Annotated in this window: 18 protein-coding genes and 2 pseudogenes; 17 read left to right on the top strand and 3 right to left on the bottom strand. The window is 64.4% G+C overall.

From position 1 onward, the window contains the following. Positions 1-43 precede the first annotated feature (43 nt). The 3 genes from H0B43_RS19730 to H0B43_RS19720 all read left to right on the top strand — a co-directional run bounded on the left by H0B43_RS19730 (position 44) and on the right by H0B43_RS19720 (position 2,709). On the top strand, positions 44-712 hold the full coding sequence (locus H0B43_RS19730; protein WP_185726401.1) for a hypothetical protein: 669 nt from the start codon (positions 44-46) through the stop codon (positions 710-712). Positions 713-920: 208 nt separating this feature from the next. Then, complete coding sequence (locus H0B43_RS19725; protein WP_312033695.1) at positions 921-1,325, top strand: thioesterase family protein; 405 nt, start codon at positions 921-923, stop codon at positions 1,323-1,325. Between the two features lie 907 nt (positions 1,326-2,232). Further along, positions 2,233-2,709 (top strand): STAS domain-containing protein, encoded by a 477-nt coding sequence (locus H0B43_RS19720; RefSeq protein WP_185726402.1) that lies wholly within the window; start codon positions 2,233-2,235, stop codon positions 2,707-2,709. 459 nt (positions 2,710-3,168) lie between these two features. Here H0B43_RS19720 and H0B43_RS19715 read toward each other — a convergent pair whose 3' ends face one another. Beyond that, positions 3,169-3,840 (bottom strand): FCD domain-containing protein, encoded by a 672-nt coding sequence (locus H0B43_RS19715; RefSeq protein ID WP_185726403.1) that lies wholly within the window; start codon positions 3,838-3,840, stop codon positions 3,169-3,171. Positions 3,841-4,009: 169 nt separating this feature from the next. Here H0B43_RS19715 and H0B43_RS19710 point away from each other — a divergent pair, with 169 nt between their 5' ends. The 7 genes from H0B43_RS19710 (at position 4,010) to H0B43_RS19680 (ending at position 11,598) form a co-directional block, all read left to right on the top strand. Beyond that, the gene (locus H0B43_RS19710) at positions 4,010-5,671 is read left to right on the top strand and encodes an alpha/beta fold hydrolase (RefSeq protein WP_185726404.1); all 1,662 of its coding nucleotides are present in this window, start codon (positions 4,010-4,012) and stop codon (positions 5,669-5,671) included. A gap of 27 nt (positions 5,672-5,698) precedes the next feature. Next, a complete protein-coding gene (locus H0B43_RS19705) occupies positions 5,699-7,003 on the top strand; it encodes an amidohydrolase family protein (protein ID WP_185726405.1) in 1,305 nt (434 codons plus the stop codon). 369 nt (positions 7,004-7,372) lie between these two features. Continuing rightward, complete coding sequence (locus tag H0B43_RS19700; protein WP_185726406.1) at positions 7,373-8,578, top strand: MBL fold metallo-hydrolase; 1,206 nt, start codon at positions 7,373-7,375, stop codon at positions 8,576-8,578. After that, positions 8,575-8,796, top strand: coding sequence for a hypothetical protein (locus H0B43_RS19695; protein ID WP_185726407.1), 222 nt, complete (start codon positions 8,575-8,577; stop codon positions 8,794-8,796). Before H0B43_RS19700 ends, H0B43_RS19695 begins: the two co-directional genes overlap by 4 nt. Before the next feature lie 108 nt (positions 8,797-8,904). Beyond that, the gene (locus H0B43_RS19690) at positions 8,905-9,555 is read left to right on the top strand and encodes an urea carboxylase-associated family protein (RefSeq protein ID WP_312037622.1); all 651 of its coding nucleotides are present in this window, start codon (positions 8,905-8,907) and stop codon (positions 9,553-9,555) included. After that, positions 9,524-10,729 (top strand): NADH:flavin oxidoreductase, encoded by a 1,206-nt coding sequence (locus H0B43_RS19685; protein WP_312037621.1) that lies wholly within the window; start codon positions 9,524-9,526, stop codon positions 10,727-10,729. Before H0B43_RS19690 ends, H0B43_RS19685 begins: the two co-directional genes overlap by 32 nt. A 56-nt stretch (positions 10,730-10,785) precedes the next feature. After that, the gene (locus tag H0B43_RS19680) at positions 10,786-11,598 is read left to right on the top strand and encodes a polysaccharide deacetylase (protein ID WP_312033696.1); all 813 of its coding nucleotides are present in this window, start codon (positions 10,786-10,788) and stop codon (positions 11,596-11,598) included. Between the two features lie 6 nt (positions 11,599-11,604). Here the strand turns inward: H0B43_RS19680 and H0B43_RS19675 are convergent, their stop codons facing one another. Further along, a complete protein-coding gene (locus H0B43_RS19675; protein WP_213015191.1) occupies positions 11,605-13,173 on the bottom strand; it encodes a PucR family transcriptional regulator in 1,569 nt (522 codons plus the stop codon). A 129-nt stretch (positions 13,174-13,302) separates the two neighbouring features. Here H0B43_RS19675 and H0B43_RS19670 point away from each other — a divergent pair, with 129 nt between their 5' ends. The 7 genes and pseudogenes from H0B43_RS19670 to H0B43_RS19640 all read left to right on the top strand — a co-directional run bounded on the left by H0B43_RS19670 (position 13,303) and on the right by H0B43_RS19640 (position 20,107). Next, on the top strand, positions 13,303-13,857 hold the full coding sequence (locus H0B43_RS19670; protein ID WP_185726411.1) for a VOC family protein: 555 nt from the start codon (positions 13,303-13,305) through the stop codon (positions 13,855-13,857). Between the two features lie 118 nt (positions 13,858-13,975). After that, positions 13,976-15,478: a cytosine permease gene (locus H0B43_RS19665; RefSeq protein ID WP_185726412.1), complete on the top strand. Its 1,503-nt coding sequence runs from the start codon at positions 13,976-13,978 to the stop codon at positions 15,476-15,478. Between the two features lie 65 nt (positions 15,479-15,543). Further along, positions 15,544-16,131 carry a flavin reductase family protein gene (locus tag H0B43_RS19660; protein WP_185726413.1) on the top strand — a complete coding sequence of 196 codons (588 nt, stop codon included), beginning with the start codon at positions 15,544-15,546 and terminating at the stop codon, positions 16,129-16,131. 44 nt (positions 16,132-16,175) lie between these two features. Next, positions 16,176-17,573 carry an MFS transporter gene (locus H0B43_RS19655; RefSeq protein WP_185726414.1) on the top strand — a complete coding sequence of 466 codons (1,398 nt, stop codon included), beginning with the start codon at positions 16,176-16,178 and terminating at the stop codon, positions 17,571-17,573. Beyond that, complete coding sequence (locus tag H0B43_RS19650; RefSeq protein WP_185726415.1) at positions 17,570-18,907, top strand: amidase family protein; 1,338 nt, start codon at positions 17,570-17,572, stop codon at positions 18,905-18,907. Before H0B43_RS19655 ends, H0B43_RS19650 begins: the two co-directional genes overlap by 4 nt. A 230-nt stretch (positions 18,908-19,137) precedes the next feature. Further along, positions 19,138-19,521, top strand: a pseudogene (locus H0B43_RS19645) (hypothetical protein). Further along, positions 19,518-20,107 (top strand): annotated as a pseudogene (locus H0B43_RS19640) (zeta toxin family protein). The pseudogenes H0B43_RS19645 and H0B43_RS19640 overlap by 4 nt, the downstream one beginning before the upstream one ends. 56 nt (positions 20,108-20,163) lie before the next feature. On the opposite strand, the gene H0B43_RS19635 reads toward H0B43_RS19640, so the two are convergent. After that, a complete protein-coding gene (locus tag H0B43_RS19635) occupies positions 20,164-21,597 on the bottom strand; it encodes a glyceraldehyde-3-phosphate dehydrogenase (RefSeq protein ID WP_185726416.1) in 1,434 nt (477 codons plus the stop codon). Positions 21,598-22,129 lie beyond the last annotated feature (532 nt).

Here is a 22,129-nt window from a genome sequence, read left to right as displayed (position 1 = left end):
TACTGCGGATGTACATCGGGAGAGATCGTGAGAGGAGGAGCCCGTGACCGCGGCGGTGCTCGGGTGGGTGGGAACAATCGGCACGCTGATGGCGTACCTGTTGGCGAATCGCGGCCGGTTGTCGATCAAGTCCCGGCGCTATGCCATGGTGAATGCCGTCGGTGGCGTGCTCAGCGGCACCGCCTCGGCCCTGTACGGCGCATGGCCCAGCGCTGCAGCCAATTTCGCATGGGCACTCGTCGGCACGCACGCGCTGCTGATCGGCGTCAGCCGCGGGCCCTCTCCCTTCGCAGCGGTCCGTTCCCTCGCACGGTCGCATGGTTCCCGGCGAGCGGGAAAGAACAACCGCTCTCGGCCGCCCCGCTATGCCGGCATCGTCTCGAATCACGCATCGGCGATGCCCGCGGCACCGCGGTGCACGAGTGGCATCCGACCGCCGGCCACCCACGAGTCCGGGGATTCGCCCCGCGCGGGCCGGCACTCGGACTCCCACACGCGTGTACCGAGCCCGGGGTGTCGATCCACCGGACTGCTCGCGGCGTGCGGCGTCGACCGCGACCACGACGGCGTAGGAACGAACGACGTTGCGAACGCGCACCCTGTCGAACGCCACGAGGAGGCGGCCGCGCCGGCATTGCCGCAGAAGTTCGCGATCTCGTGTGTCATGAGCACGGTCGCCGACAATGATGCGGCACAGGTGGTCACCGCCTGATGTGGCGGCGCCATCGGGACGAGCCGCGTCGACCACAGGGGGGCACCGCAGTACAACGGCTTCTGTTGTCGCCCGCTCCTCACCCCGGACGGGTTGGAAACCGGAGTGAACATCTACACGAGCCCGGCCACGGGGGGCGCAGTTGACCCAGCGGTGCGGCGAAGACAGCCGTGAAGGGCTCGCTCCTCGGCGCGGTACGATCACGGTCGTGTACTCCCACCGAGTTCGGTATCACGAGGTCGACCAGCAGGGATATCTCTTCAACAGCCGATACCTGGAGATCGCGGATATCGCGATGACCGAATTCTTCCGATCGCTCGGATGGCAGTACGACACACTCATTGCGGCGGGGACGGATCCGTCCGTCGTCAAGAGCGAGATCGCCTTTGCGACCCCCTGCCGTTTCGATGACGTCCTCGACGCCGACACGGTTCCGACCCGTGTCGGAACGTCGAGCTTCCAGCTGCGCATCACCCTGCGGCGTGACGAGGTCATCGTCGCAACGATCGAAAACACCTATGTCAACGTCGATCTCGCTTCAACGCGGTCGCGTCCACTGCCAGATGACGTCGCCGAAGCGCTCAGGCGGGCGGTTCAGGTCGAAACAACCTAGTACCGTGCGCATTGGATGGCAGCGAAGACACCACCGTTTTCGTACGTGCGTTCAGCTGGGCATCCGATGCTTCGCCGCACCGCCTTCGGATACCTCGCTATTGCCGGTTCGCGGCGAGAATGACGTCCTCCGGGTTTCGGCGAGCGCCGAACATGGCTGAGACCATGGGATACTCGGGCTCGAGCATGAACTGTGCAGCGCAGACGCCACATCCGCGTCCTGAAGCCACGCCAGTGTCCACGTAGGTTGGTCAGGTCTCCCAATACCCGGACCTAACCGAGGTCGCGTACTCTCTCGGCTGCGGCATCGCTGTGCACCGAGCCTGTGACGGAATGTCCTGCTGCGACAAATCTCTTCGCAAGCGCGGTCCCGAGGCATGCACCTGCACTGAAGACGAGTACACGCGCTATTGCAGTTTCCTTTGTCAGTCGAGGCAGTGCTGCGCCGTGGGACGGCCCATGCGCCGCCCACCACCGGAGGAATCGCCGAGCACCCACCTCATCCACCCTCACCCTCGGCCCCTCCCCACCACCACCGGATCCGACGCACACAGGCAATCGCCCACAGATAACAGCGAACCCCTCCAGGTTGCGTCCAACCGTGCAACTAAGCGAGATGCAGGGGTCCTGCACGATCGTCAGCGTCAGGGCGCTGAGAAGCCCGGCCTCGCCGTCCGGCAGATCACATCCAGCCCCACTGCGCTGGGTAACGGTGGGCGTCAGCGCCAGAGTTGCCTGAAAGGCGGCGCTCTGGCAACGAGGGGTTTCATTCCGGCCGCAGCGGGGTTACCGTCATGGACACAGGTTCAGACAGCAGCCGCCGAAATTCCATCACGGCCGCTGTGCGTGCACTGACCTCCCACCCCTGGCAGGTTATCCGCTCCTCGACCGCCCACACGGGAGCGACCATGACCTACCTGCGATCCGTCATCGAAACCCCGCAACGCCTGCGCCTGTCCCTGTCCGACACCGCCGATTGGGACCGAGACGACCCCGAGAATCGCCGTTTCACCCTCAAGATCGACGAACCCACCGGAGGTCCGATCGTGCTGCGTCTGAGCGGTGACGTCGACGTGGCCACCGCGCCGATCCTCGCCGCGTGCCTCGACGAAATCGTTCTGCACGGCCGCAGCGCCGTCGTCGACCTGCTCCGCACCAGCTTCGTCGGATGCGCTGCCCTCACCGCGCTCGCTGCCGCCGGCACCCGAATCCGCGAGCAACGCAGCCACCTCACCGTCGCCGCACCCCAACACCTGCGCCGGGTCATCGCCCTGGCCGACATGGACGCGGTGCGCACGTTCGATACCCTCGCGCACGCCTTCACCGCCGCACACACCGCCACATCGAGCGCCTACGAGGAGCCGCCGCCACGTCAGACCGGATGAGATGCCGGCGGCGGCACCAAATATCAAAGCGAGGGCACCCAGGTGCCGCCAGAGCGCCATCGGCGTCCGGGTCGGCGATGAGCCTCCGGATTCCAATTCGGACCAGAGCGGAAACCTCGTCGGCGAGTTCTTCGAGCCGGCGTCTGGTCTTCTCGTCCCACCGCAAGGGGTACCGCTTCCCGAACGGCGTGCCCGCCGGTGTCGGCACTGCCGCCGCGGATGCGGGCGCAGTTGCGACCTGGGCGGCGGCCGTGCGGCGTTCGTCACGGGCGAGGGAGCTGGCCGTTGCAGCCGTGACCTTCGCCCCGTTCTCGCAGAATTCGGCGTGCTTGCGGTGCCCAGGCGTTTCCGGCCACGCGCATCCGGGGCGTCGACGCCGTTGCGCTGTCGTTTGCGCAGGGCGGCGAGACCGCCGAAGCCTGGTCCGACCGGTGGCCGGCGCTTCGCGGGTGGCGGTGGTCAGGCGTTGTCCCCCAGCAGGGTCGTGCGGACGTGCCGCAAATGCACACGCATCGCAGTCCGGGCGCTGTCCGGGTCCCGGTCGGCGATGGCGTCGACAATGTCGGTGTGCTCGCCGCAGTATTCGCGATGCAACTCGGGGTTGAAGGTGCGCTTCTTGAGCCCACCCCAGATCGGTTGCTGGCGGCTGTCGATGAGGAGCTGACTGACCCCGATCAGGACGATGTTGTGGGTGGCGAGAGCGAAGCTGTGGTGCAGCGCGGTGTCCCACCGTTCGAACTCTTCCGAGGATCGGGCGCCGTCACCGCCGCGCAGGCAGCGGCGCATTTCCTCGATGTCGTCGCGGGTCGCGGCCGCCACGGCGAGTGGGAGCAGTTCCGGTTCGAGGATGAGCCGCGAGCTCATGATTTCGCTGGGGCTGGGATGGTTCGCCGTCTCCGCGGCCGCGGATTCGCTCGGGGCGAGAAACGTGCCTCGCCCGACGTAACGCACCACTGTTCCCCGGTGTTCGAGATCTTCGAGAACAGACCGAACCACGGCACGGCTGACACCGGCCTCTGCGGCAAGTTCCCGCTCGGTCGGCAGCTTGTCGCCAGGGCCCAACTGCCGCTCGGCGACAAGGGCTTCGATGCGCCGCAGAACAGCAGCCGAAGGTCCCACAGCCAGGCTCACAACAACTCCTCTCAACGAACCAATTCGAACCAATCATAGGGGGTGAGTACCCAGATCCCCTACTTGCACTTCAACAAATCAAGTGTTGACGGTCACAGCACGATCGACTTATCGTAACCAATACGAACCGCAATCCAGTTTGGTTCACATTGGTTTCACAGGAGGTCTCATGCGCTTCGCGCGGATTCAAGGTAAGAGCGGCGCAGTCGTCTGCGCTGTGGACGCGAACGGAGCTGCGCTGCCCGTGCGGTTCGGTGACACCGGCGCCCAGGTGCATGAGCTGCAGGAGATCATCGCCGGCGGCCAGGGCGCTCTCGGCCGGCTGAGCACCAGCACCCCCGCCGAGGGCGGCAAGTTACTTGCCCCCATCACCCCGCACCGCAACGTATTCTGCGTCGGCCGGAACTACTCCGAGCACGCCGCCGAGTTCGCCAAGAGTGGGTTCGACGCGACCGGCTCCGCAGACGGTCAGCACGTGCCGCAGTACCCGGTGGTTTTCACAAAACCCGCTGCCTCGGTGATCGCCTCCGGCGACCCAATCGACCCGCATACCGACATCACCTCGGCCCTGGACTACGAGGGCGAGATCGGCGTCATCATCGGCAAGCGCGCCTCCAAGGTCAGCCGCGACGACGCGTTGGATTACGTGTGGGGCTACACCCTCATCAACGACGTCACCGCCCGCGACCTGCAACGCGACCACAAGCAGTGGTTCATCGGCAAGTCCCTCGACACGTTCTGCCCGCTCGGCCCCTGGGCCGTCACCGCGGACGAGATCGACATCGACGACCTACAGCTGCAGACCCGCGTCAACGGCGAACTGCGGCAGGACACCAATACCGCCAAGCTCATCTTCGACGTGCCCACCATCATCGAGACGCTCTCCGCCGGCATCACCCTCGAACCCGGTGACGTGATCGCCACCGGCACCCCGGTCGGCGTCGGCATCGGATTCGACCCGCCGAAGTACCTCTTCGAAGGCGACGAGGTGATCGTCTCCGCCCCAGGCCTCGGCGAGCTGCGCAACAGCATCGGTATTCCGGCCGCTGTGAACCACCTCACCCCGATCGGCACCAGTGAACTCTTCGTCGAGAAGACCGGCAGCGGACCCGCGGTGGTGCTGATCCACGGACTCGGCGGCGCCACCACCGTGTACGAACCGCAGGTCGCGACACTTGCCGAAACCCACACCGTGCTGCGCTACGACCTCTCCGGTCACGGCCGCTCCCCATTCGCCGGACCGGCGAGCATCGACAACTGGGTCGAGGAGTTGCGCGAACTGCTCGACGCCGAGGGCATCGAGCAGACCGCCCTGGTCGCGCACTCGATGGGCACCCTGGTCGCGAACACCTTCGCCGCCGAGTACCCGCAGCGCGTCAGCAAGGTCGCGCTCCTCGGCGCGGTCCGCGCTCAGCCGGAGGCCGCCAAGACTGCCACCCGGACTCGCGCCCGCACCGTCCGCGAAGCGGGCATGTCCGCCGTCGCCGACACCATCGTCGGAGCAGCGCTGTCGCAGGAAACGCATAGCACCCGACCGTCGTCGGTGGCCCTGGTCCGCGAACTGCTGCTCGGTCAGAACCCGGAGGGCTACGCGAGTGCCTGCGAGGCCCTCGCCGCCGCCGTCGAACCGGACTTCGCGTCGATCGACGTCCCCGTTCTGCTGCTCACCGGCGACGAGGACAAGGTCAGCCCGGTCGCGGTCAATGACGAGCTGCTCTCGATCTACCCCAACGCCCAGAAGCACGTGCTCGACGGGGTGGGCCACTGGCACTCCCTCGAAGATCCCAGTGCTGTCACCAACCGGCTTCAGGAATTCCTGAACAAGCCCTGAGCTCCTCCAAAGAAAGGAGTGGCGACAATGACGTCAGCCAACACCCCCGATCAGTCCATCCTTTTCACCAACGTTCGGATCTTCGACTCCACCGGCTCCGACCCGTATGAGGGTGAAGTGCTGGTCGAAGGCGAACGCATTGCCGAGGTCCGGAAAGGCACGGGAGATCTGCCTCGCGAAGGCGCGAGGGTCATCGACGGCCAGGGCAAGTTCCTCATGTCGGGTTTATGTGACGCTCACACCCACTTCTCCTGGGTCAACTCCGCCGACCTGCCTGGTCTCGGGACGATGGGCGTGGAGGAGCACACCCTGCTGTGTGCCCGGTCGGCGCAGACCTACATCGACTCCGGCTACACCATGTGCGTCGGTGCCGCCGCCGCCAAGCCGCGACTCGATGTGGTCATCCGCAACGCCATCAACGCCGGCCAGATCCCCGGACCCCGCTACCTGGCGAACTGTCAGGAGATCGCGGTCACCGGCGGCGCACTGGTCAAGGGCATCACCGCCTTCGCCGACGGTCCCGAGGAGATGCGCAAAGCCGTCCGACAGAACGTCGACCTGGGTGCGGACCTGGTGAAGCTGAGCATGTCCGGCGAGGAGATCACCGGAAACCAGCACGCTGAGGACAACTACTTCTCGGACGAGGAAACCCTCGCCGCGGTCACCGAGGCGCACCGCCGCGGACTGCGGGTGTGTTCACACGCCAGGTCCGGGGAGAGCGTGAAGATGTCGTTGCGCAACGGCGTCGACATCATCTACCACGCGTCCTTCACCGACGAGGAGGGTCTGGACATGCTCGAAGAGCAGAAGGACCGCATCTTCGTCGCACCCGGACTGAACTGGCTGGTCGCCACCCTGCACGACGCCGAAGCGTTCGGGTATCCACCCGAGGCCGCCGAGGCCGCCGGATACCAGCACGAACTCGACTGTGCGATCAACAATCTGAAGAAGATGAAGGAACGCGGCGTCCGGGTGCTGCCCGGCGGCGACTACGGCTTCGCGTGGACCCCGCACGGCACCTACGCCCGCGACCTGCAACACTTCGTCGAACTGCTCGAGTTCTCCCCGAAGGACACCCTGCTCGCGGCCACCGCTCTCGGCGGGCAGATCATGCGGATGCCCGACGACCTCGGGCAGGTCAAGGCCGGTTTCTACGCAGACATGATCCTGATTGACGGTGACCCGCTCGACGACATCACCATCCTGCAGGACCAGTCCAAGATCGTGGGGATCATGAAAAACGGTGCTTTCCACAAGGATCCGGGATCGGGGCAGTCGGCGCGCCCGTCCAAACTCAGCGAGACCCACCGGGGCACGCCAATCCCCGCATAGGAATTCGCCGGCCGTTCGACCGGCGGTGTGGGAAGCGTGGCGCACCCACACCGCCGGCTGGACGCGGCAGCAAGTCTGCGGCGACTGCCTGGTGCGGCGGAAATGCCTACCCATGCCCTCAATATCCCCGAACCACACGGGGTGTGGGCGGAATGACCGAACGCGACCGCGCCGGGACGAAGAACCCCACCACCGCCCGGCCGGCACCGCTCGCGTCCTGAGTGAAACCCGCGCCGCCCGATCGGCGCATCTCCCCCTCCGGCGTCCGCACCCTGCGTCGACGCCCCGCCCCACGGTCGCTCCGGCAACGCTGCGTTACCCACACCTGCCGAGGCCGACCGTGCCGAATGTTCAGCGAAGGACCATTCGATGTGCAACCTCATTCATGAGGCTCACCAACATTCGCTATCCCGCCGCGGGCTGCTCGCCGGCGTCATGGCACTCGGGACCGCGACGGCGCTGGCCGGGTGCTCCTCTGCCGACACCACGTCGACGGCGCCCACCGGCACCTTCGCTTACGTCGACGACGCACGCTCGCACCGCACCCGGCTGGTCCTGCTCGGCACCGCCGGCGGCCCGATGACCTGGATCGCCCCACACAACGGCGGCGACCAGACCCGCCACGGCATCGCCACCGCACTCGTCGTCGACGACGCGATCTACCTGGTCGACTGCGGAATGGGCGTCGCACACCAACTGAGGCTGGCTAATCTCGGCAAGGACGGCGACTTCCACGGCTACGAAGGCCTGCGCAGCGTCTTCCTGACGCACCTGCATTCCGACCACACCATGGACTACTTCAACATCGTGCTCTCCGGCTGGTACCAGGGACTACCCGGATCGGCACCGGTCGAGGTCTACGGACCCGGTGACCGGGGCGCCCTGCAACCGATCTCGGGCAATGCCGCCGTCCCGGTGGTCAACCCCGAGAACCCGACACCGGGAACGGTGGACATGACCAACTATCTCACCCAGGCGTTCGCCACCGACATCAACGACCGGCTCCGTGACTCCGGTAAACCCGGTCTCGACAAGCTCATTCGCACCCACGACATTCAGATTCCCGTCGCTGTCGCGGCCCAGGCCAACGACAACCAGTTTCCGGTCATGGACCCGTTCCTGGTCATGGAGGACGACCGCGTCCGGGTGACCGCGACCCTCGTCGATCACGGCGCCGTCTACCCCGCATTTGCGTTCCGCTTCGACACCGACGACGGGTCCATCGTTTTCTCCGGCGACACCGCACCCACACCCAACCTGATAACCCTTGCCACCGGTGCCGATGTCCTCGTCCACGAGGTGATCGACGCCGACTGGGTCAAAGCACTCTACGGTGAACCGCCGTACAGCCCGGAAGAAGAGGGGTTCATCGAACACCTCCTGCACTCGCACACCACGATCGAGCAGGTCGGCCCGGTCGCCGAGGAAGCCCGCGCGAAAACACTGGTTCTCTCGCATCTCGCGCCGGGAAACAACCCGGCCGAACGGTGGCAGGCCGCGGCCGCCGGCTTCTCCGGCGACCTGATCGTCGGAGAAGACCTGATGGAGATCGGCGTCGGAGAGCGCACCGGTTGATCGATACCGTGCTCCTGGTCGGGGCCGCGGTCGCGACCGCAGTGACGGTCGGCGCCGTGCTGCGGCGGCTCAGCGGCACCGGTCTCGCGCTCGTCTCCGCCGCTACTCACCCTGCTCCTCGTGTCTTACCCGGCGCGGCACTGTCGCGGCGCGTGGTGATGGCAGGAGCGATGTCCGGGTTGATGAATACCGTGTGGGAGGTAGCGGGGTGCGAATAGTGACCGCGCGGCCCGCGCAATTCCTCCTTGAACGCGCATCCAGATGTACGATCAGTCAGCGACTTCTCATGGCGGCTGTGTGAACCTCCATTGCGACGCCGGGCCCGAATGTCTTGGATGAGGTTCATGCAGTTAATGAACGAGAGCCGGATTGTTGTACCACCACGCGAAGGCAGAGCCGTTTCCCTCCGGAGGGGGCAACAGGTGCGGCTGGAAGACGTCGAGGGAGGGCAGGTCGGGGATGTGTTCGCCTTCTCGGCGGAGGACATAACGGAGTTCCACAGCGCTTCTCACACCCGCGCACACAACAGCCGCCTATTCCCTCGGGTCGGCGAGCCATTTCTCACGAATCGACGCCGCCCCATCCTCACATTGGTCGCTGATACTTCTCCTGGCATCCACGACATGCTGATCGCGGCGTGCGACCCAGCTCGCTATGCCGCTCTAGGTGCCTCCGAACATGCCTCCTGCGCCGAAAATCTCCGTTCGGCGTTGGCCGACATCGGGTTGGCTACTCCGGTCGTTCCCCAGCCGATCAACATCTTCATGCGCATACCGGTCGCCGAGAACGGGGGTTTGAGCTGGCTTTCGGCGCCCACTCGCGGCGGTGAGGCCATCACCTTCGAAGCGACTATGGACTGTGTTCTGGTCCTGTCGGCGTGCCCGCAAGATCTCACCGCGATCAACGGAAAGAACCCGACGGCGCTGGCAATCGATCTTCTCGCTGATGCCGGAACGGAGACGCCGACGAATGACTAGTCCTCAGGCAGGCAGCCACTCCGCGCTGCGACCCGCCAGGATCGGCACCCTTGGGCTCAAAAACAGCCTGGTTGTGGCACCGATGACCCGTGTCTCAGCAGACGCGGACGGCACTCCAACCACGGAGATGGCCGATTACTACGGCGAGTTTGCGGTAGGTGGATTCGGTCTCATTATTACCGAGGGAACCTACACCGACGCCCGGCATAGTCAGGGCTACCGCAACCAGCCCGGACTCGTGTCGGATCGGCACGTGCACGGATGGCGGCAGGTCGTGCACCGGGTACACGAGGTGGGTGTGCCGATCATTGTGCAGCTCATGCACGCCGGGGCCCTTTCCCAAGGCAACTATTACGGCGCCGAGTCCATCGCACCGTCGGCGCTCGCGCCGCGCGGGGAAATGATGCCCGAGTACGGAGGTAACGGTCGGTGGCCCATTCCCCGCGCGATGGAGTATGACGACATCACCCAGGTCACCAGCGGATTCGTCAGCGCGGCGCGGAATGCGGTGGACGCCGGATTCGACGGTGTCGAGATCCACGCCGCCAATGGGTACCTGCTGGATCAGTTCCTCACCGACTACACCAACCACCGAACCGATTCCTTCGGCGGCGACGTCAGCGGCCGCATGCGACTGACCGAACAGATCGCCAGCGAAATACGGCGAGCGGTAGGACACCGGGTGACGGTGGGGGTCCGCTTGTCCCAGACGAAAATCAACGATTTCACCTATCGGTGGCCCGGCGGGGTGTCCGACGCCGAGACGATATTCGCCGCAGTCTCAGCGGCGGGTGTGGACTATCTGCACATCGCCAGCGAAGGCCGGAACTTCGTCGAGACAGCACGGATGACGGATGGCCGCACGATCACCCAGATCGCCAGGGAAGCCTCGGGGCTGCTCCCGGTCATCGCGAACGGTGGTATGCACGATCTGGGGCAAACCGCGAGCGTCCTCGACGGTGGGCACGCCGATCTGGTATCGCTCGGACGGGGGGCTCTCGCCAATCCCGATCTCCCATGCAGGCTCGCGCAGGGGGCAAAGATGACCGACCTCAACAGGTTCGATCACTCGATGCTCGAGCCTTTCGCAACACTCGGTAATGCCCGACGATGGGCTGCGGGGGGATCAGGTAGCGACGGCCCTGTTCGAGTCGCCGCGGATACGAGGGAGTGATCGGGATGGGAACTTGGCATCGAGGTGCAGCAGCGGTCGTCACCTTGTCCTTCGACGTGGACGCCGAGACGCCGATCCTTGCGGAGGGTCGAAGATACGCCGATCACCTCATGACGATGTCGCACCAATCCTACGGGCCCGATGTCGGCGTTCCCCGCATCCTGGACCTGCTCGACGAGATGAGCGTTCCGGCTACCTTCTTCGTGCCGGGGTGGGTCGCCGAGCACCGTCCCGGGCTGGCGGCCTCGATCGTCGAGCGCGGACACGAGGTGGCCCATCACTCACACAGTCATCGGTCACCGACATCGATGTCTGCTGGTGAGGAGCGGGCGGACTTCGAACGTGCCTTGGACGTTTTCGACAGGCAGCGAATCGCGATTGCGGGTCACCGTGCGGCCTCGTGGGGAGCTAGCTGGCAGACACCTGGCTTGGTCGCCGAACACGGTCTGATCTACGACTCGTCCCTCATGGGTGACGATCGTCCCTATCGGATCGCCACCGATTCGGAGCCGATTGTCGAGCTGCCAGTCCACTGGTCGCTCGATGATTGGGAACAGTACGCGTTTTTGCCGGATCCGCAGATTGGTTCAGTCATCGAATCGCCTTTGAAGGTCGCCGAGATGTGGCGCGTGGAACTCGAAGGGATGCGCCGCTACCAATGCCTGTTCAATCTCTGCATGCATCCGTTCTTGTCGGGGCGGCCCGGACGGATCATGGTGTTACGGAGGTTCATCGAGGAAGCTCTCGCGGCCGGCGACGTTCGCTTCACCCGCTGCCGGGATCTCGCGCAGGCCGTGCGGGAGGACCCGTCGATCAGTCCCCGCCGCTTGGTACGTCCGACCGTTCCGCCTGATGTCTATCCTCTCTGAGCACCGCTATCCCATACCGTCCGCTTCGAGGGCGAGATACAGATCGACGGCGTCCTCGATCCTGTTGACGTCGCGGCCGGTCAATTCCGTGATGCGGGCGACACGGTTGCGCAGCGTGTTGACGTGCACGTAGAGGTCGGTAGCGGTGGCCGACCAGTGACAGTCATTGCGGAGAAAGACTCGCAGCGTTCGTTCGAGTTCGCTGCCATTTCGGGCGTCTACCGTGCGCAGTGGACCGAGGACGTCGTCGGCGAATCGCCGCAGGATGGTGCGATCGTGCAGGCCGAGCAGCATCCGATGGGTACCGACGTCTGCGAATGTCGCGGCCCTCGGTCCGTGACTTCGCCGGCGGAGCACGTGACACGCCTCCCGCGAGCGGACGAGCGAATCGCGCAATCCTGATGCGCTGCGGGCCAATTCCCCGATGCCAACCACCGTGCGGTCGAGCGCGAAGCGCAGTGTCAGGGTATCTGCGAGGGACTCGGCCAGGTCGGCGAGCGCGCCTGTGCTGGTCCAGGGAAAAATCGTGACGATGTCGTTGCTTCCCGCCGCCACGATCACCGGTGTCCCTCGGTTACTGAAAAGCTGTTCGATCTCCTCGGTAGCTCCCACGGGCGGTGTGGCTGCGGCGCCGACGGCGATGGTGAGAATGGCCAATGGGCCGGTCGGGTCGATGCCGAAGGCGCGCAATCGATCGGGCAGCTCGGCGGCACGCGCGGGGCCCGAGAGAATCATCTCGAGCACTTCCCCGGAGAATCGTGACTCGATCGCGTGCAGGGCCTGTTTCTTGGCGACCTCCAAGCTCAGGAATCGGGCGGCCTGGTCGAGCGCGGCCCGTTCGTTCTGCTCGAGTTCGGCGAGCGGCTTCAAGCACAGCAGGGCAGCGTCGACCGTGCCCACGGCGCCTTCGACCAGGTAGACCGCCGCGGGCCCCACTCCGGACAGACTCACTTCCAATGGTGGCGGATGCTGCCCTAACGCCCGGCCGGCGAGACGCATCTGGTCATCGCTGACGTCGTCGGCAGCATCTCCCAGGGATGCCAGACACGACCCCGCTCGGTCGACGACGAGTAACGGCAGGTCGTATTCCTTGCTGAGAATTTCCAGGACCCCGATGGCGCCGGCACCACGAGTCAACGAGGCTGCAAGGGCGTTGCCTCGGCGAATCATCCCCTCGAGGACATCCTGCCTTGCTTCACTCTGGATCTTCGCAGCCGCTTGTGTGATCGCGGTGAAGGGAACCGCGATGGAAAGCTCGAGAAGGGACATTCGTGCGTTTTCGCACGCGGTCACCAGAGCTGGTGGGACCCGCGGCGTTTGTTCGGTCAAGCCGAACACCAGCCCACTGGCGCGTGCGGTGACGAGTGAATCGACAAACGCATCCGCGGTGACACTGGTTTGCCACAACCCATTGGTCAGAACGAGCTCGGTCTCCCGAATGTACGGTGCGGGGTCCGGTAGTTCGGTGTTGTGCAGCCACAGCACTTCGTCTGCGTCGATATCGCCCGCGCCGCGCACAAGCAACGTCAACTCCAGCGCGGTATCCGCAAGCAATGCACCAAGTGAAAGCACCATGACTGTGCCTTTCTATATCCGCCCCGCGACTCTGGTGGATGAAACTACACTACCGCCGTTCACGGGCCGGTGCTTGTATGGGCTACATCACCCACAAGGGTGAGCACTAACGCCACCACAGGACTGAACATGACTCCTTCTCCACTTGCCCTCCCCGACGTGATCGACGAATACCGGCTCAGCAACAGTTTCCTCGGCAACGTCATCGAAATCTGCATCGTGACCGCCGACTATCGAAAAACCATCGAGGGCTTGATCCGGTTGGGGATCGGCCCGTGGCGGGTTTACACATTCAGCTCGTCGAATGTCCGAGACCAGACGTACCGCGGCGCCGAGAGTGAGTTCTCACTGAAAGTTGCCTTCGCCATCAATGACAACATCACCTGGGAACTCATGCAGCCGATCGAGGGACGCAGCATCATGGCGGAGTTCCTGGAGCAGCATGGCGAGGGAATTCACCACGTGGCGTTCGATTGCAACGGTGCCCCGTGGGAGGAACGGATCAAAATGTTCGCCGAGCGCGGTTTCGAGAAGACCCAGTCCGGTTTGTGGGCGGACGGCAACTCGTTCGCCTTCTTCGACACCGAGGCTGCGACCACAACCTGCTTCGAGACATACCACTTCCCGCCCGACTTCGAATACCCGGAACCGGAGGAGTGGCTACCGGCACCGCCGCCGCGGTGACAAGCATCGTACAGCCACTCACCGGAGCCAGGACTCCTCCCTTGTGCTGCAGCGATCCCAGCCAGTTCTAGACGTACACCACAACATCCATCTTCGTCCGGCCCACAGAGGAACCGTTATGGCCCCCGAACTCACAACCTCAGCAGCTGCGCCCCAGCACAGTGCCTTCCGCGTCGAGAAACACGGCTTCGATTTCATCCCACTCACCGAGCGCACGATGACGCTGCGCCAAGCGGCGTTGTTCTGGGCCGGCACCCAGGCCAATTTCGTCCCCGTCAGTCTGGGAGTGGTTGCGGTCACCTTGGGTCTGAACCTGTGGCAGGCACTGATCTCCGTGATCATCGGATGCTCATTCTTCGCGTATGTCGGCGTGGCCTGCGTCGCCGGCCCGCGCGCCGGGGTGCCCACACTGACCTTCACCCGATCGGCCTTCGGGCCGAAGGGAAATCAGCCGAATGTCGCATTGACATGGGCGGCGCTCGTAGCATTCGAAGCCCTCAACACCATCCTCGCCGCCCTTGCCATTCTCGCGTTCCTCCCCCTCGTCGGTGTTACCGAACCCGGTCGGACAACCGAAGTCCTCGCCGTGCTGGCGGTCATCGGCCTGTCCGTGGCAGTCGCCGCGCTCGGTCACGCCGCGATGGTCTGGCTGCAACGCATCGCCGCGGTGATCCTCGTCGTCGCATTGGTACTCGTCCTCGCCGCCACTATGGCCGGCGCCCAGTGGACGGCCGGGCAGAGCATCGATACCGGACACGTGCTCGCGCTGATGACCGTAGCAATTGCCGCCAACGCATCAGGACCGCTGGCATACCTCTTCTGCTCACCGGAATGGTTCCGTTATCTGCCGCGCGATGTCAGCGCCCGCAAACTCTCGTGGACATTGTTCGCCAGCGGCGGCGGAGTGGCCGTCCTACTGGGACTCCTTGGTGCCGAACTGGCCTCCCAGGTCGACATGTCGGACCCGTTGGCCGGACCCAAGGACGCGTTGCCGGTCGCGATCTACGCAGTCTTCCTGCTCGCCGCCGTGCTCGGCACGCTCGCCAACAATGTCCCGACCCTCTACTCTGCAGGGCTCACCCTCCAGGCGCTAGGCGTACCCATCTCCCGCTTCTTCGCTACCGTCTTGAACGCCGTCCTCGCGGCCGCAGTCACGCTTTGGGTCCTCGCCAGCGGTGGATTTCTCGACAGCTTGGAAACATTCGCGTCCTTGCTGGTTGTGTGGCTCGGCCCGTTCGGGGGTGTGTACGTCGCCGATGCGATCCTTCGACGCTGGCGTTGGAACCCCACCGATCTGCACGACCGATCCGACCGTGGGCAGTACTGGGGACACAATGGCTGGAACATCGCGGGATGGATCGCCCTTGGCGCGGGCATGGTCACGACCGTCCTGACCATGAACAGCGTGATCTACGTCGGACCGGTCGCCCATGCCCTCGGAGGCACCGATTTGAGCTGGCTGTTAGGAATCCCCGTCAGCGCAGCCGCCTATGTGGCACTCAGCGCTAGAAAGCTCCGGTCCCCCGACGCCGAGCGTCTCGGACTCACCGCATGGCGCACCCAACAAACCGTGCAGGATACCGAATCAGACATAATCGCCCGCGAGCTGCACCGATCATAGCCACCCACCCTGACGGCCCCCCTTCTTTTCGCGCTGTCACCACCCAGGACGAAGCGAGACACAGCATGCACAGCATCGCTGCAGCCGACCTCTCAGCCCGAGAGACGTTCAACATCCTGACTGCCACCGTCGTTCCCCGGCCCATCGCGTGGACCTCCACGGTCAGCGCGTGCGGGGTAAACAATCTGGCGCCCTTCAGTTTCTACACCGTCGTCTCTTCCGAACCACCGATGCTGCTGCTCAGCATCGAACCGAAAGAGGGCAGCGACCCCAAGGACAGCGAAGCCAACATCATTGCCACAGGCGAATTCGTCGTCAACGCGGTGTCGGTCCCCTCCGCTCACGCCCTCCACACGACCAGCCTCGACCACCCACGCGAGGTCGACGAATTCGATGTCGCGGGCGTCACCGCGATCCCCTCCATCCGAGTACAACCCCCACGGATCAAGGAAGCATTGATCAGCATGGAATGCACAGTGCGCCAAACACTCCGGCCAGGACGCGACCTACTGGTCATCGGTGAAGTCGTCACCTTCCACCTCGCAGCTGATCTCGTCGTCGATTCCCGCGTCGACGTCCGCCGGCTCAACCCACTCGGCCGAGTCGCCTCGCAGTTCACCGAACTCGGCACGTTGTTCTCCCCCGCGGACTAGCCCGCCGACCGCCGCAGCAACGCCACCCGAAACGGAATCCCCTCATGCCTACATCCGGCCCCTCGCTGATCGACGATTCGCCACTGACGGCTTTTCACAAAAAGCTCACACTGTTCTCGTGCGGTGGCCCATTCCTCGACGGCTATGCACTGACCATCATCGGGATCGCCCTGGTCTCCATGAAACCGCACCTGGGACTGACCACCCTCGACACCGGCCTCATCGGCGCGACCGCCCTGATCGGGATTTTCCTCGGCGGCGCCGTCTTCGGCTACGTCACAGACCGGGTAGGTCGCAAGGTCATGTACATCGCCGACCTGGCCGTGCTGGTGGTCGTCTCACTCGCCTCAGCATTTGCCGATCATGTCTGGCAGCTGGTTGCTCTCCGACTGATTCTCGGCATCGCCATCGGGGCCGACTATCCCATTGCCAGCTCCTTGCTCGCGGAGTTCATCCCCAGCAAGTACCGCGGACGCCTGTTGGGGTCGCTGTTCGTCGTCTGGGCCGGCGGGGCCGCCGCGGCAGCGGCTGTCGGGTGGGCGCTGTCGTTCCTCGGCCCCGATGCCTGGCGATTCATGCTCGCCAGTCCCGCCGCGTTCGGGATCGCCACCATCGTGATGCGCGCCGGCAGCCCGGAATCACCGCGGTGGCTGCTGAGCAAAGGACGAACGGACGAAGCTCAGGCCGTGTGCGTCAAGGTGTGGGGCCCGTCGGCTCGCATCGATCAGATTCCCGACGAACCGCACAAGATCAGCTACACCGCAATCTTCAGGGGCGTCTACCTCCGGCGTGTCGTCTTCGTCGGCGTCTTCTTCACAGCACATGTCATCCCGCTCTTCGCTATCTACACCTTCGGTCCGGACATCATCGCCGAGATCGGACTCGCGGGAGACAACATCTACCTCGCGGAACTGATCATCAGTGCACTCTTCCTCGCCGGCGGCATTCCCGGGCTGATGATGGTCGACAAGATCGGCCGCAAGTCCCTCCTCATCGTCACCTTCGCGATCATGAGTATCGCCTTTGGATTCATGGCTCTGTTCCCGGCCGCACCCGCCCTTGCCCTACTCCTCGCCCTCGCGGTCTACGCGGTCACCTCCGGGGCCTGCAACTTCATCGAAATCATCTACCCGAACGAACTTTTCCCTACCGCGGTACGCGCAACAGCAACCGGCGCGATTGTCGCGATCAGCCGAATCGGCTCCGCAATCAGCACCTTCGCGCTGCCGCTGCTGCTCTCCGGGGCCGGTATCGGCGGTGTGATGTGGCTTCTCGCCGCCGTCAACATCATCGGATTTGCTGTCACCATCGTGCTCGGGGAAGAGACCCGCGGACGTCCCCTCTCGGAGACATCGGCAAGCACGTTAGGCGGCCGGTCCTCTCAGGCCGGCACCGTCACCACTCCCGGCAGTTCCTCGGTGCGCTCGGGACCGACTCGATGAGCCCGGCGCCGGTCACCGCACTGAGCATGGCCAGTCATCTGGCCACACGCGAGTGGACCGCGACTGACCTGTTCGACCGGGCGCTTTCGCGGACGAACCTCGCGCCCGCCGCCTCTGCGTTGATCACCACGACCATCGAACGCGGTCATCGCGAAGCGCGGGCCAGCGACCGGCGCCGACGAGCGGATGCCTCGAAGTCACCACTCGACGGGGTCCCCATTGTCTGGAAAGACGTGTTCGATGTCGCGGGCACGGTCACGACCGCCGGATCACAGAGCCGGACAGCAAACCCCCCAGCCGAACAGGACAGTTCGCTGGTCCGACGTACCCATCGCCGGGGACTTGTCACGGTCGGCAAAGCGAACCTGAGCGAGTTCGCCTTCTCCGGTTTGGGCGTCAACACCTACTTCGGGACGCCGGTCAACCCGAACAGCACCGACACCCCCCTCGTCCCCGGTGGGTCCTCGTCAGGGTCCGCAGCCGCCGTAGCCGCCGGCCTAGCCCCACTGGCGGTGGGAACAGATACCTCAGGATCAATTCGAGTGCCCGCAGCGTTCTGCGGTCTGGTCGGATTCCGAGCAAGCCCCGGACGGTACGGCCCGCACGATTTCCTTCCGCTATCGGTAACACTGGACAGCATTGGAATCATCGCCCACACGCTCTCCGACATCGACGCCCTCGACCGCGTCCTCACGGTCACCCGCACGCCCACGACCACCCACACCTCGCCGCGGGTCATCATCCCTGCCGGCGAATGGATCGAGGACTGCACACCCGAGGTGCGGATGCCATTCGAGCGTGCCACCATGGCGCTCACCCGCGCCGGTATCGACGTCACCACCAAACCCATCGCCGCGATGATCGAAGCCCAGCACCTAATGGACTCCCACGGCACAATCGTCGGTGCCGAAGCGCACGCCCTCCACGGTCACCTCCTCCCATTCGCGCCACACATCGAAGCCGCGACACTACGTCGCCTGGAACAGAATCAACATCCGAGATCCCAACTGCAGCAGGTGTTTTCAAATCTAGCCGACCTGCGCCGCCGGTTTGGGGAAGAACTCGACGGCGCCCTCCTGCTGTGTCCCACAGTTCGACATGACCCCCCGCCCATACATTCCCTCCTGAACAGCGCCTCCGCGTACGACCGCTACAACGCGAGCACACTCAGAACCACCATGCTGCTCAGCTACCTGGGCACCTGCGGCCTCAGCTACCCACTGCGCGCCTTCGGCAATGCCGCAGCCGGAATGCTTTTCTCCCAAACCGATACTCACGACGACTACCTCCTCGCCATGTCCAGACGGCTACTCGATCTCCTCCAACTGGACTGACCCCGAGTCCCACCATTTGCCGATCACCATGATCCCCCGCAGTCGGTACGAATGGGCCCGGCCGCCACTTCTAAGACTTCGTACTCGGTGACGTTTATCGGCACCCGCTCGGCCGGACCGTACTGGACGCGGACAACCTCGCCGGCAGCCCAGACTTGCGATCATCGACACAGCCCGTAGCTAGTCGCTGCACTTTGTAGCGAGTAGCTACAACACCCGGTAGTGAAGCAATGCAAAGTTCCGCGGACAAGGTCACCCGCCTGGCGGCGGACCTGGTGGCCAGCGCCATGGCCGAGGGAGCACGGCAGCACCGCACAGGACGCCAGCAACTCGAACACTGGGCCCGGGTGGGGCGTGCGGTCTCGAGTCGGCAGACCGCGGCCCGGCGCCGGGTGGAGGAAGCTCTCGCCGGCCGGTTGCCGATCGGTGAACTCGGCACCGAGGAAGGCACAGTATTCAACGCCGAGATCAACGCGGCGATCGAGGAACAACTGGCCACCACCGATTACGGCGCTGCGCTCGCGGCGTAGGGGGTCACCACGGTCGCGCTGTCCGAGGACGGTCAGATCGTCGAGTACCGTCCCGACGGCACGCGGACAGTCCTGCCCGAGTGAAACGACTCGACCTGGTGGTCGGCTGCAACGGTGCCGGCAAGTCCACCTTCGTGGCCTTCACTCTCGCTCCCTGCTGCCGGCCAGCCCGCTCGTCAATGCCGACGAGATCGCCAAACAACGCTGGCCGGCGAATCCGGCAACACACCCCTACGAGGCGGCAGATATCGCCGCGAAGACCCGGTCACACCTTTTGACCCTGGGGAAATCGTTCATCGCCGAGACGGTGTTCTCCCATCCGTCGAAGCTGGAGCTGGTCGACGAAGCGCGCATGCACGAGTACACCGTCGTCTTGCATGTGGTGATGATTCCCGAGAAGCTAGCGGTCCAGCGTGTGCGCTACCGGGTCCGTGCCGGCGGGCACGATGTACCGGAAGACAAGATCCGCCAGCGATACCAACGATTGTGAGGTCTCGTCGCTCAGGCGTCCCCCCGCTGTGATCACGTGACCGTGTACGACAACAGCTCGAGCACCGGCCCGCGCATCCTCGCCCAGTTCACCGACGGATACCTCGTCGGCGAAGCCACCTGGCCCGCGTGGACACCCGCAGAACTGACGTCGCACACCAACCGGGGCGAGCGACCATAGGCCCGTCCAAGGAAGCTGAGCCGCCGGCCTCGCCGACGGCTCGGCTCCTTCCGTCCTCAGACCGTCGGATAGGTGGGATATTCGATGCCGGAGAGGAACTGCACCGTCCGCACCACCTGGCACGAGTACCCGAACTCGTTGTCGTACCACACGTAGATGATGGCGCTGTCGCCTTCGATGATTGCAGCGTTCGCATCGACGATGCATGCCGCACGCGAGCCGATGAAATCGCTCGAGACCGCGTCGGTAGCAGCCGTGAAGTCGAGATTTCGACTCAGCGGGCCGGTCAGCGAAGCTCGCCGAAGATGCTCCACCACATCCTCTTTGGTGGTCTCACGTCGAAGTTGAAGGTTGAGAATCGCCATCGACACATCCGGGGTGGGCACGCGGATCGAATTGCCGGTGATCTTTGCCTGGAGGGACGGTAGTGCTTTGGCGACCGCCGACGCGGCCCCGGTCTCGGTCAGCACGAGGTTGAAGGGCGCCGACCGACCCCGCCTATCCGCACCGTGAAAGTTGTCCAGCAGATTCTGGTCGTTCGTGAACGAGTGAACGGTCTCGACGTGACCGCGAACAATACCGAACTCGTCATCCATCGCCTGCAGCGGAGGAACTATCGCGTTGGTCGTGCACGATGCACACGAGAAAATCCGCTCCTGCAGGTTCTGAGTTCGGTGGTTGACGCCGTGCACGATGTTCGGCACCTCCCCCTTGCCGGGGGCGGTGAGCACGACCTTGTCGATACCGGGACGCAGGTGCTGCTCGAGCCCGTCGCGATCACGCCACTTACCAGTATTGTCGACGAGAATTGCGTTGGTGATGCCATGCTCGGTGTAGTCGATGCATGTCGGGTCGTCACTGTAGATGAACTTGATGACGTTGCCGTTTGCTGTCAGTGTGTTGTTCTGCTCGTCGATTTTGATCGTGCCGTTGAATTGCCCATGAACCGAGTCTCGTCGCAGCAGGGACGCACGTTTGGACAGGTCACCTGCACCGCTCTTACGCACGACTACCGCTCGCAAGTTCAATCCACCGCCCGAGCCTGCTTTCTCGATGAGCAAACGAGCCACCAGACGTCCGATTCGACCGAAGCCGTACAGCACCACATCGCGCGGACCCGCCGGCTCGCTCTTCCGTTCGCCGGTGATCTCGCTGAGCGTGTCCGCGACGAATTCGGCAATGGGCCGATTGTTTCCCTGCTCGCGGTAGGCCATCACGAGAAGACCGAGATCAATCTTCGATGCTCCCAGATCCAGCTGGCACAGTGCTTCGAGAAAGGGGAAAGTCTCGTCGACGGACAGCTCGTCGCCACCGATCTGACGAGAGAAGCGGTGCGTACGCAGGATGCTGATGACCGACTTGTTCACCAAAGAGCGGCTGTGCAGCAGAATGGTAACGCCCTTGGCGCGATACAACGTGCCGATGATCGGGATCATCGCTTCCGCTATTGCCTCCTGGGAGTTCCAACGGGTGAGTTCTTCCGAGGTCAACGCATACATCCTTCGGTTGTTGGTAGGGGAACACCGGCGTTTGGATCGCAATGAAGTGTAAGGGGCGGCCATGATCTCTCATGGCCGCCCTCACGGGTGTGAACTCAGTGGTTCTTGCATGCGTCGACTGCCCAGCCCGGGCCGCGCTATCGACGGCGACGTAATTCCCGACGAACCCCGCGCAATGTCTCGAATGGCGTGCACGTTTTGCCTTCGCTGCGACGCGGATCAGTCGTGCTCGCACCCGACCCCAGCATGGCATCGACCTCCTCGTTGGACGTCGTGAAACACATCAGCAGGCCTTCGTCGCTGTTTTCCGCGGGAACTGCGACTTGATCGCAGCGAGCGCCGGCTGTGGAAGCCCCCAGTTTTCGAATTGCTCTACGACGACGCGCGTTCCTGACGGACCCTGAGAATCTCGACGTGTGCTCCGGAATTGTCCCACTGTCCCTTGTCCGGGAGGTGAATCTGCAGTAAGCACGCTCGCTTATAGGAGATCTGCGGCGGCAGCACCGCGCGGCCGGGAGGCGCG

The organism is Rhodococcus sp. 4CII, from assembly GCF_014256275.1.
Classification (GTDB): Bacteria; Actinomycetota; Actinomycetes; order Mycobacteriales; family Mycobacteriaceae; genus Rhodococcus_F; species Rhodococcus_F wratislaviensis_A.
Note: the sequence above shows the minus strand (reverse complement) of the source record. Positions and strands in the feature narration are given on the sequence as shown.

Bases quoted from the DNA above. Each gene is read 5' to 3' on its own strand.
- H0B43_RS19720 (WP_185726402.1), top strand. From the start codon at position 2,233: ATGACCTACCTGCGATCCGTCATCGAAACCCCGCAACGCCTGCGCCTG.
- H0B43_RS19710 (WP_185726404.1), top strand. From the start codon at position 4,010: ATGCGCTTCGCGCGGATTCAAGGTAAGAGCGGCGCAGTCGTCTGCGCT.
- H0B43_RS19705 (WP_185726405.1), top strand. From the start codon at position 5,699: ATGACGTCAGCCAACACCCCCGATCAGTCCATCCTTTTCACCAACGTT.
- H0B43_RS19700 (WP_185726406.1), top strand. From the start codon at position 7,373: ATGTGCAACCTCATTCATGAGGCTCACCAACATTCGCTATCCCGCCGC.
- H0B43_RS19690 (WP_312037622.1), top strand. From the start codon at position 8,905: ATGTCTTGGATGAGGTTCATGCAGTTAATGAACGAGAGCCGGATTGTT.
- H0B43_RS19685 (WP_312037621.1), top strand. From the start codon at position 9,524: ATGCCGGAACGGAGACGCCGACGAATGACTAGTCCTCAGGCAGGCAGC.
- H0B43_RS19675 (WP_213015191.1), bottom strand. From the start codon at position 13,173: ATGGTGCTTTCACTTGGTGCATTGCTTGCGGATACCGCGCTGGAGTTG.
- H0B43_RS19670 (WP_185726411.1), top strand. From the start codon at position 13,303: ATGACTCCTTCTCCACTTGCCCTCCCCGACGTGATCGACGAATACCGG.
- H0B43_RS19665 (WP_185726412.1), top strand. From the start codon at position 13,976: ATGGCCCCCGAACTCACAACCTCAGCAGCTGCGCCCCAGCACAGTGCC.
- H0B43_RS19660 (WP_185726413.1), top strand. From the start codon at position 15,544: ATGCACAGCATCGCTGCAGCCGACCTCTCAGCCCGAGAGACGTTCAAC.
- H0B43_RS19655 (WP_185726414.1), top strand. From the start codon at position 16,176: ATGCCTACATCCGGCCCCTCGCTGATCGACGATTCGCCACTGACGGCT.
- H0B43_RS19650 (WP_185726415.1), top strand. From the start codon at position 17,570: ATGAGCCCGGCGCCGGTCACCGCACTGAGCATGGCCAGTCATCTGGCC.